Here is a 9,344-nt window from a genome sequence, read left to right on the forward strand (position 1 = left end):
CCCGAGCCAAAGGCATTTGTGGCCTAAGCAAAGACAGAATGGGGCGATGGATACTTCGAATCATCTTTATCAATCCTTCTTCGTGATCGAGCATGCGGGGCACGGCTCGGCTGCGATCGAGGATCAACGCCATGGTGGTCAGCACTACAGGTTCCTGAACGTGACGGGTCGTTGGTCCGCCAAAGGCACCCATGCGGTTCCATTGCTTACCTGGACAGATCGACAGGCGGCGGAAGCAGCCGCGACTATTGCCAGCAAGGCACGCGATCGCGTGATCAAGGTGTCTTCACTGGGAGGGGACAGCCTGGTTGCGGATCGGTTCGCAGCCTTCGGTGAACGCCATGCCGGTGCGCTGCTCGGCTATCTTCCCTATGCCACGGCCGCAGCCATGAAACTGGAGGAACGGCGCGTGAAGACCATTGACTGCGCCGGTGCGGTGTTGCGTGTGCATCGCGCCATGGACGAGGAAAGAACGCGGATACTGAAGGACGAAGGCCGCCTGCTGCAGCAAGCCCATCGCATCACGGTCTTTTCTGCCGCACAGTTTCTGACCGGCAAGAAGGTCGACGAGGTCATTACGATGCTCGAGGCGGGCGAACTCGACACGGAAGAGAAGCTTTCGATCCAAGAGCTGCGCGAAGCCGTCCAACTGGCAAAGAGCTACGGCTGACGGGCTCAAGAACGGGCGAGGAACCAGAGGATGCGGAGATGATGTCCGCTGGATGGCGCGTGGAGATGAAGGGCTCGACCAGCATCGGTGCGAGCGATGGAATTTCAGTACCAGTGAAGTGGGCCCATGATGCCGAGACAGGGTAAGCGGCCAGTTGCCCCACCTTGAGAACTGAAGCCAAGCCGGAGACCATGCTGTCCATCTATGTTAGCTGGACATCATCAATGAACGTCAATCCGAAGCAACGGCGCCGTCACAGCGCAGAGTTCAAGGCGCAGGTTCTCTCCGCCTGCGCAGAGCCAGGAGCTTCGGTCGCGGCGGTTGCACTGTCGTTCCAGCTGAACGACAACCTTGTGCATCAATGGCGACGCGGACGCGGGGCGAGTCCAGTTCCACCGGCAACGTCGACGACGATTGCCGAGTCGGCACCGCAGTTCATCGCGCTCTCGTTGCCCCCGCTACCGTCGCCCTCAGCGCCGGCGCCCGCACCGGCGGTCGCTGCTGTTGCTGCCGAGGAGATCCGTCTTGAGTTCAAGCGCGCCGCGATCGTCATGAGCCTGGTGCAGTCGGCCTTATGCCGCGTGCGGCATAACGCTGATTACGCCGATCGCCGAACTATGCCAAGTGGGCTCGCCTTCTCCGGTAGTCGGCCTGTGATCGGTTCGGCATAGTTCATCCTGCCTCCGTCCTCAACAACGGAGAGCACGATGACGATTACGCAAGAGTACTTGGAGAGGAGCCGGCTGTTCCGGCGCCTCAAGAACGGCGCCCACGGGCAACTTGTCGAGCTTTATGCAGCACGTCTCGTCGAAGTCGGGCTGTCGCGCATCGGCACTTGGCGCTGCCTCAACGTGGTCGGCAATCTCCTGGATTGGATGGCAAGCCATCGGGCCAGGCTGGCCAACCTTGATGAGCGCATGGTGGAGCGCTACCTGCGGCACCAAGGAGCGAAGCAGTCCATCCAGTTGGGCGACCGGGCAGCGCTGAAGCGGTGGCTGTTGACTCTGCGCACCGCCGGCACGATTGCGCCGGCGGCGGTCTCGGTCAACACACCGCAAGAGCAGATCTTCGCGGAGTTTGGCGACTATCTGCGGAGCGAGCGCGGTCTGACGGCGAGGACTATCGTGCACCACCTGCCCGCGATCCGCCGGTTTCTGTGTGAAGTCTGCCCCGCTGGCGCTACCGATCTCGGCAAGATCAAGCAGGAAGATGTGATCCGCTATGTCGAGTGTCACGCCCAGGATTGGAGCTCGAGGTCCGCCAAGGCGATGTGCTGGTCGCTGCGCGCATTTCTCCGATACCTTCATCACACAGGATTGAATCCACACGCGCTGGCCGGCTGCGTGCCCTCCATCAGGCAGTGGAAGTTCGCGAGTCTTCCGACTTATCTGTCTGCAGCGCAGGTTCAGAGGGTGCTGGATGGTTGTGACCGGGCATCCCCGACAGGGCGCCGTGACTACGCCATCTTGATGGTGCTGTCCAAGCTCGGCCTGCGGGCCGATGAGGTCGCCACTCTCACTTTGGATGACGTCGACTGGAGAGCTGGCGAGATGCTTGTTCGCGCCAAGGGCCGGCAGCGCGCGAGGATGCCGCTCGCACCAGACGTCGGCGCGGCCGTGGTCGCCTACCTACGTGACGGCCGACCCAAGTCGTCCTGTCGTGAACTGTTTCTCCGCAGCCTTGCTCCACACGTCGGCTTTTGCTCTGGGGGCGCGATCACGATGATCGCCAAGACCGCTCTGGAGCGCGCCGGCATCCGCGGGTACGCGCACCAGGGTGCCCATATTTTCCGGCATAGCCTCGCCACTGAGCTCTTGCACTCCGGTGCAACCTTGTCGGAGATCGGCCAACTGCTGCGGCACAAGAGCCACGACACCACCCGGATCTACGCAAAGGTAGACATCGAGGCGCTCCGCACATTGAGCCTACCGTGGCCGGGAGGCGCGCAATGACGGATCTACATTCGGCGCTGGAGCGTTACCTGAGCATGCGCAAGGGGCTCGGATACAAATACCAGCACCAGACGCGACGGCTCGCCGACTTCGTCTCCTTCATGGAGAAGCGCAAGGCCACGACCATCACCACGAAGCTTGCGATGGAGTGGGCAACACTACCGCCCGATCGGCATGCGTCCTGGGCATTGCGGCTGACAGATGTGCGCGGCTTCGCGCGCCACATCGCAAACATCGATCCGAGGACGGAAGTGCCCCCGGCCGGCCTCCTGCCAGGGCTGAAGCGCGCCAAGCCCTACGTCTACAGCGATGCAGAGGTCAATGCGTTGCTGGCGGCCGCCCTGTCTTTGCCGCCAGCAGGCGCACTGCGCCGCTGGACCTACCACTGTCTGTTCGGCGTCATCGCGGTAACAGGCATGCGTCTGTCCGAGGCGATCGGCCTCAAGTGTGACGATGTTGACCTGGACGCCGGTGTGCTGACGATTCGATTGACCAAGTTTGGGAAGTCTCGACTCGTACCCGTGCATCCAACGACAAGCACAGCGCTTTGCAATTACGCACAACGGCGCGATGCCCATCTAACAACGCGCCGCGACCCCCACTTCTTCGTTGCGGAGCGAGGCGGACCACTGCTGCATCAGTACGTTCTTCGCGTCTTCTGGCGCTTGTCGCGTGAGATTGGCCTGCGGCGTCCTGGCGATCGTGCGGGACCGCGCGTGCATGACTTCCGGCATCGATTCGCCATTTGCACGCTGCTGAGCTGGTATCGCGAAGGCCTCGACGTCGAGAACAAGCTCCCTTCACTTTCCACCTATCTTGGCCACACCTGCGTGCGGGACACCTATTGGTACCTCTCGGCCTGTCCGGAGTTGATGCAAGAGGCGGCGCAGCGCCTCGACCGACGCTGGGAGGCCCAACCATGAAGCCCGGCTGCAACGTCGCCACTTTGATCGAGCGCTACTTTACCGACCGACTCATGCGTCAACGCAACGTTAGCCCCAACACGATCGCTTCCTACAGAGATACGTTTCGGTTGCTGTTCATGTTTGCGCAGGTGAGGCTTCGCAAGACACCATCGGCCCTGACGCTCGATGAGCTGGACGCGCCCTTCATCGGCGAGTTTCTGAGTGATCTTGAGACGAAGCGCGGTGTCGGCGTCGTCACACGCAACTTGCGCCTGACTGCCATCCGCTCCTTCTTCCGGTTTGTCTCGTTCGAGGAGCCGGCGCACAGCGCCCTCATCCAGCGCGTGCTCGCGATACCGAGCAAACGACACGACAAGCGTCAAGTGCATTTTCTGACGCGTCCCGAGATCGAAGCAGTCCTCGCCGCGCCCGATCGAACTACATGGCTCGGCCGCCGCGACCACACATTGCTGCTGCTCGCGACCCAGGCCGGCTTGCGCCTCTCAGAGCTGATTGGCTTGACCCGGGAATCCATTCATCTCGGCACCGGTGCGCATGTGCGGTGTGTGGGCAAGGGCCGCAAGGAGCGGGTGTACGCCACTTACCAGATACGCCCGAATCGCGCTTCAGGCGTGGGTGAATGAGCCGGTGCGGCACGGCGCCAGCGCCCTGTTCCCCAGCTTGCACGGCGGCCAGCTCAGCGCTGACAGCGTCCAGTCGCTGCTGGCTAAACATCTGGGCGTGGCCAGCAAGACATGCCCATCGCTGGCGTCCAAGCGCGTATCACCACACGTCCTGAGGCACAGCGCGGCAATGGAGCTCCTGCAGGCGGGCGTCGACTGTTCGGTGATCGCCTTGTGGCTCGGTCATGAATCAATCGAGACCACGCAGACCTACCTTCATGCCCACCTCGCCCTCAAAGAGGCAGCTCTGGCAAAGCTCGAGCCGTACAAGCAACACAAACGACTCCGATTCCGTCCAGACGATCATCTGCTCGCCTTTCTCGAGACGCTGTGAGTGGCCGAACTATGCCGAACCGATCACAGGCCGACTACCGGAGAAGGCGAGCCCACTTGGCATAGTTCGGCGATCGGCGTAATCTGCCAAGCTGCACGGCCATGCCCCGTGGGCCTATCTAAAGGACGTGCTCACCCGCCTACCCACGCAACTGAACAGCCGCATCGACAAGCTGCTTCCGCACTCTGGCAGAGCAGCTCAGAGGCAGCTTAGAGGTCCAGAGCAGCCGTACAGGGTCGACAACAAGCGCCGCTGCGAGCAGTCTTATTGGACCTCATCCATCTCATTGCCATATCTCTCGTAGAAACCTAGCCTGACGATCCAGGACGCCGTCTCGAGTTGGCCTGTCAAGCACGTGCCCCTGTCCTTCAAGAGCGATAAGTTCGCACCGGCTTCCTAAGCTTCGCGCTCGCTCGCAGAACACCCTGCTCCGCTCGATTGGGGTGGTTTGATCTGCGTCGCCCTGCATGATGAGAGTCGGAGCAATACTTCTGGCCAAAGTGTGTGTGGGGGACAAAGACGAAGGCTTTCCGTGTCCTTTCATCAGATCACGAAACAACCCGTCTGAGACGGCGTCCACTACGGGCGAGACGAGCAGTATTGCGTCGGGACCACTATTGCCAGAGCTACCCTCTGCAGAATCGCAGCCAACCGTCGCGGCAGACGCCACGAGTTGGCCACTCGACGAGATTCCCCACAGTGCAACCCTCGATGGCGAAAGGCCAAGCCTGCCGGCATTTTTTCTCAGGAAAGCGAGCGCGGAGCATACGTCCGAGAACGATTCGACTGGCGAATTCGTTGCATCCGCCAGTCTGTACTCGAGAACCACGGATACAAACCCTTTTTCAGAAAAGTATCGCGCCGATCTGAAGAGCTGTTCGGGGCTGCCGCGCGACCATGCGCCGCCTTGTACCAAGAGGATGGCGGGCCGCGCACTACCCGCAGCGTCTGCAGGGGGGAACTCGAAGATTCGAAGATCGCGACCGGCAATGCTCCGGTAAACCAAAGCGTTCGGTGGTGCGACCTGGTTCGTCGGGTCTTCTGCAGCTCGTGGTGGTGTTGCGAGAGTTACTCCAGCCAAAACTCCAAGCGCTACAGCGCAGGAGCGGCGCAATTTGCGCGAGATCACAGAGGCTTTGTTTTCACGCATCAAATGTCTCCTCTTGGCGGACGGCCGAAGTCTAGCCGACGGCTTCCAGAGACATCAATTCGTCAAGATGGAACGACCAGCCGCATACGAGACAGGTGCCGCGCGTTATATCCACGATCCGGAGGTCGCGAATGAGCAGCGATCCTGCCTGTGTCCGGCATGCGGCCTTCCACTGGCGCCTGTGAACGCCGGCAAACCACAAGGAGCGCTCGTCACCGCCATTTCCGACATCCCGAAGGAGCTCGCAAGGAAAACTGCACGCTCATCGCTGCCCGTCGGATGCGAAGATCCCCGTGGCATCGCGCGGCGGGCTTTCTCGCATGTGGGCCCGCAATGAAAAAAGCCCGGTGCGACTGCGCCTGGCTTCGAGCGGCTCATGCCGCCTCGTGGCTTCTACGCATTTCTTCGCCCGACAAAGACAGGCGGACGCCGCTCGGCGAACGCGCGCACGCCTTCCGCAAAAGAGTCGCCATCGATCAGCGCCTGCTGGCGCTCGCATTCGAGGATCAGCTGCTGCTCCAGGCTGTTGCGGCCGGCGGCCGACGCGAGTGCGCGTGCCTCCAAGATCGCATGGGATGGCAGACGCGCCAGGCGCAGCGCCAATGCCCGGGCCGCCTCTTGCAGAATCTCGTCATCCGTACACGCCCAGATCAAGCCCCACTCCGCAGCCCGTTGCGCATCAAGCTTCTCGCCGGTCAGTGCCAGGCCCAGCGCACGTGCAGGGCTGACGGCGCGCGGCACTAGCCAGCTGGAGCCCATGTCCGGCACCAGCCCGAGCGAAGGCATGAACGGCAGGTAGAAATAGGCGGAGCGCGCGGCGAGCACCATGTCGCCGGACAAGGCCAGTCCCACGCCGCCGCCGGCGGCCACTCCGTTGATCGCGCAGACGACGGGAACCGGCAGTGCGCGCATCTCCAGCATGATCGGGCTGGCCTGCTCGCGCAGCAGTTGGCCGACGTAGTCGCTCAATGTTCCGCTGGCCGGGTCGGCGGCGCGGCGCCCGAACTCCTGCAGGTCCGCCCCGACGCAGAACCCACGGCCGTGGGCGGTCAGCAGCAAGGCGCGAATGTTCGGGTCTTCGCGCACGCGGCGCAGTCCGCCGAGCAGCCCTTGAAGCAGCGACTGCGTCAAGGGATTTAGCCGCTCGCCCTCATTCAGGGTCATCGTAGCGACTCCGTCCTGGACATCGAAAAGCACGGCGTCGTTCATGGCGAAGGTGTCTTGTGAAATTGAGGGAAATAGGTTCGAACGACTTCGCCGTCCAGCCGGAGGGCATGGCAGCCGCCCAGCGGCGTTTGGCGCTGCTCGCTGGCGCGCGCGTCTTGCGCGGCAAAGCTGCCATCGGCCCAGAACAGCTGGAAGGCGGTGCTGGCCATCACGGGCAGGAGTTCCGTGATGTGGGTACAGCCTGCGATACCGCGGAACAAGCGCTTCACCTGCTGGGTGAAGCCCGGTTCGATGCGCAGACCGATCAGCTGGCGATAGGCGGCTTCCACGCCCGAGCAGGTGAGATAGGGAGCGTGTTCGCTGAACGCGCTCGCATCCACGATCTCGCGCTGTGCGTTGAGCACCAGGCGCACGCGCATCTGGTGAATGGGTTCCTCGGCCGGGACCATCCGGCTCACCAATTGCAGCGGCATGGGCTTGGTATCGATCAACGTGGCCTCCAATTCGAGCAGACCATCCTCGCGCCGGAAACCTTCGCAATGGATGCGACGAGAATGCAGCGGCGTTCGTGCGGAGGGAGGCGGTGCGTGGCTCATGCAGAAGCGCCGGCAAGATGTATCACGCCAGCCTCGTGCAGCGTGCGGATGTCCTCGGGCGCAAAGCCTGCGTGGGCGAGCAGCTCCCCAGTGTGCGCCCCCACCGTCGGCGCGGGCAGCGGAAGCCCCGAAGGGGTTCGGTCGAATCGCGGCGCCGGCGCGGGCTGGCTGACGCCCTGCGGGGCGACGAAGGTTCCTCGTGCCCGGTTGTGCGGGTGCAGGGGTGCCTCGGCCATCGACAACACCGGCGCGAAACACGCATCGGTGCCTTCCAGCAGCGCGCACCATTCGTCACGTGTGCGCTGGCGCATCACGGCATCGAGCTTGCGGCGCAACGCAGGCCATTCCTCCTGCGCCCATTGCCGCCGGAACTGCGGATCGTCGATGCCGCACAGCGTCAGCAATTTGCCGTAGAACTGCGGCTCGATGGCGCCGATGGACACGTAGCGGCCATCCGCGCATTCATAGGTGCCGTAAAAGTGCGCCGCGCCGTCCAGAAAGTTGCTTTCCCGCCGGTCTTGCCAGAAGCCTTTGGCCATGAGCCCGTATTGCGCAGCCATCAGCAGCGCCGCACCGTCGGTCATGGCGGCATCGACCACCTGCCCCTTGCCCGAGCGTTGGGTCTCCGACAGCGCAGCCAGCAGGCCCACAACCAGCAGCATGCCGCCACCGCCGTAGTCGCCCACCAGGTTCAACGGCGGCATGGGGGGGCGATCGGCCTCGCCCATGGCATGCAGCGCACCCGACAAGGAGATGTAGTTGATGTCGTGCCCGGCGGCCTGCGCCAGCGGCCCGGTCTGGCCCCAGCCGGTCATGCGGCCGTAGATCAGCCGTGGATTGCGCGCATGGCATACCGACGGGCCCAGGCCCAGCTTTTCCGCCACGCCGGGGCGAAATCCTTCCACCAGGATGTCGGCGCGCGCCATCAGCCGGAGCACCGCCTCGACGCCGCGCGGGTCCTTCATGTTCACCGACACCGAGCGCCGGCCGCGATCGACGATGCTGTCGTTGCGCATCAGGTCTTCCAGGCCACCCTTGGAAGGAGGTCCGGGCAGGCGATCGACCCGAACGACCGTGGCGCCCAGGTCGGCCAGCATCATGCAGGCGAACGGCCCCGGGCCGATGCCAGCCAGTTCAATGACAGTGATGTGGGAGAGAGGCCCGGACATGACGCAGCTTTCGAAAAGAAGGGAGAGCAGAAAAATTCATGCGCCGGCGCGGCGGTCGCGCCACAGCGTCGGCGGGTAGTAGCCGGTCCAGTCGGCTTCGATGCGTTGAAAGTGCACGTCCGACCAGATGCCGTGATCGCGCAGGTATTCCATGTGCACCGATCCGTCGGCCTTGAACTGCTGGAGCACCGCGTCTTGCGTGCCGTCGAACTCGGTCGGCGGGACGCCCATCAGCGCGCACAGTTCCTTGTTGAACGCGGGCACGGTCTTCACCCAGCGCCCTTCCAGGTAGAGCGAGCGCGGCCCAGCCGTGGTGCATGAACACATCACGCCCGCCCATCGCCTGCTGCATCTTCGGCGTGCTGAAATGATTGCCCTCATCCGACAAGCCGATCGCGGCGGGATCCCGGCGCAGCGCGCCGCGGCCACCAGCAGCGCCGCCTTCCGGATGCAGAAGGCCTCGCCGTTCGCCACCACGGTGCTGGCCTGAAAACACGCCGGCGTCAACCGCACGTTGCCCGCGTCGTAGCGGACCTGGTCGCGCGCCGCGCCAAATAGCCGAACGGCCTTCTGCGGCGTCATCGTCGCGTCCCGGACTGCATCGGCCACACACTGCGCGACCGAAGGAGCGCCGAAGTCCAGGAACTCCGTTGCCGCCAGGTAGCAGTCGCCCGGTTCGGGCCATCCGTAGGGGGTGAATTCCGTCTCGTTCATTGCC

General features: G+C 63.4%; 11 protein-coding genes and 1 pseudogene. 7 read left to right on the forward strand and 5 right to left on the reverse strand.

Annotated elements, in window-relative coordinates; genetic code table 11:
- Positions 1-46 precede the first annotated feature (46 nt).
- The 7 genes and pseudogenes from ABID97_RS18450 to ABID97_RS18480 form a co-directional block, all read left to right on the forward strand.
- Entirely contained in the window at positions 47-670 is a 624-nt protein-coding gene (locus ABID97_RS18450; RefSeq protein ID WP_354399867.1) for a hypothetical protein, read from the forward strand.
- 191 nt (positions 671-861) lie between these two features.
- Positions 862-1,341, forward strand: coding sequence for a transposase (locus ABID97_RS18455; RefSeq protein WP_354399868.1), 480 nt, complete (start codon positions 862-864; stop codon positions 1,339-1,341).
- A gap of 36 nt (positions 1,342-1,377) precedes the next feature.
- On the forward strand, positions 1,378-2,622 hold the full coding sequence (locus ABID97_RS18460; RefSeq protein WP_354399869.1) for a site-specific integrase: 1,245 nt from the start codon (positions 1,378-1,380) through the stop codon (positions 2,620-2,622).
- Positions 2,619-3,545, forward strand: coding sequence for a tyrosine-type recombinase/integrase (locus ABID97_RS18465; protein ID WP_354399871.1), 927 nt, complete (start codon positions 2,619-2,621; stop codon positions 3,543-3,545). Before ABID97_RS18460 ends, ABID97_RS18465 begins: the two co-directional genes overlap by 4 nt.
- Positions 3,542-4,171, forward strand: coding sequence for a tyrosine-type recombinase/integrase (locus ABID97_RS18470; RefSeq protein WP_354399872.1), 630 nt, complete (start codon positions 3,542-3,544; stop codon positions 4,169-4,171). The genes ABID97_RS18465 and ABID97_RS18470 overlap by 4 nt, the downstream gene beginning before the upstream one ends.
- Positions 4,164-4,544 (forward strand): tyrosine-type recombinase/integrase, encoded by a 381-nt coding sequence (locus ABID97_RS18475; RefSeq protein ID WP_354399873.1) that lies wholly within the window; start codon positions 4,164-4,166, stop codon positions 4,542-4,544. Before ABID97_RS18470 ends, ABID97_RS18475 begins: the two co-directional genes overlap by 8 nt.
- Positions 4,545-4,626: 82 nt before the next feature.
- A pseudogene (locus tag ABID97_RS18480) lies at positions 4,627-4,728 on the forward strand (transposase domain-containing protein); the annotation flags it as partial.
- 99 nt (positions 4,729-4,827) lie between these two features.
- On the opposite strand, the gene ABID97_RS18485 reads toward ABID97_RS18480, so the two are convergent.
- From ABID97_RS18485 to ABID97_RS18505, 5 genes are all read right to left on the reverse strand, one after another.
- Positions 4,828-5,694, reverse strand: coding sequence for an alpha/beta hydrolase (locus ABID97_RS18485; protein ID WP_354399874.1), 867 nt, complete (start codon positions 5,692-5,694; stop codon positions 4,828-4,830).
- A gap of 393 nt (positions 5,695-6,087) precedes the next feature.
- Positions 6,088-6,903, reverse strand: coding sequence for an enoyl-CoA hydratase-related protein (locus tag ABID97_RS18490; RefSeq protein WP_354399875.1), 816 nt, complete (start codon positions 6,901-6,903; stop codon positions 6,088-6,090).
- On the reverse strand, positions 6,900-7,457 hold the full coding sequence (locus ABID97_RS18495) for a DUF2889 domain-containing protein (RefSeq protein WP_354399876.1): 558 nt from the start codon (positions 7,455-7,457) through the stop codon (positions 6,900-6,902). Before ABID97_RS18495 ends, ABID97_RS18490 begins: the two co-directional genes overlap by 4 nt.
- Complete coding sequence (locus ABID97_RS18500) at positions 7,454-8,626, reverse strand: CaiB/BaiF CoA transferase family protein (protein WP_354399877.1); 1,173 nt, start codon at positions 8,624-8,626, stop codon at positions 7,454-7,456. The genes ABID97_RS18495 and ABID97_RS18500 overlap by 4 nt, the downstream gene beginning before the upstream one ends.
- Before the next feature lie 36 nt (positions 8,627-8,662).
- A complete protein-coding gene (locus tag ABID97_RS18505) occupies positions 8,663-9,340 on the reverse strand; it encodes a transglutaminase domain-containing protein (protein ID WP_354399878.1) in 678 nt (225 codons plus the stop codon).
- Positions 9,341-9,344: the final 4 nt, after the last annotated feature.

This window comes from Variovorax sp. OAS795, assembly GCF_040546685.1.
In the GTDB taxonomy this organism is placed as follows: domain Bacteria; phylum Pseudomonadota; class Gammaproteobacteria; order Burkholderiales; family Burkholderiaceae_C; genus Variovorax.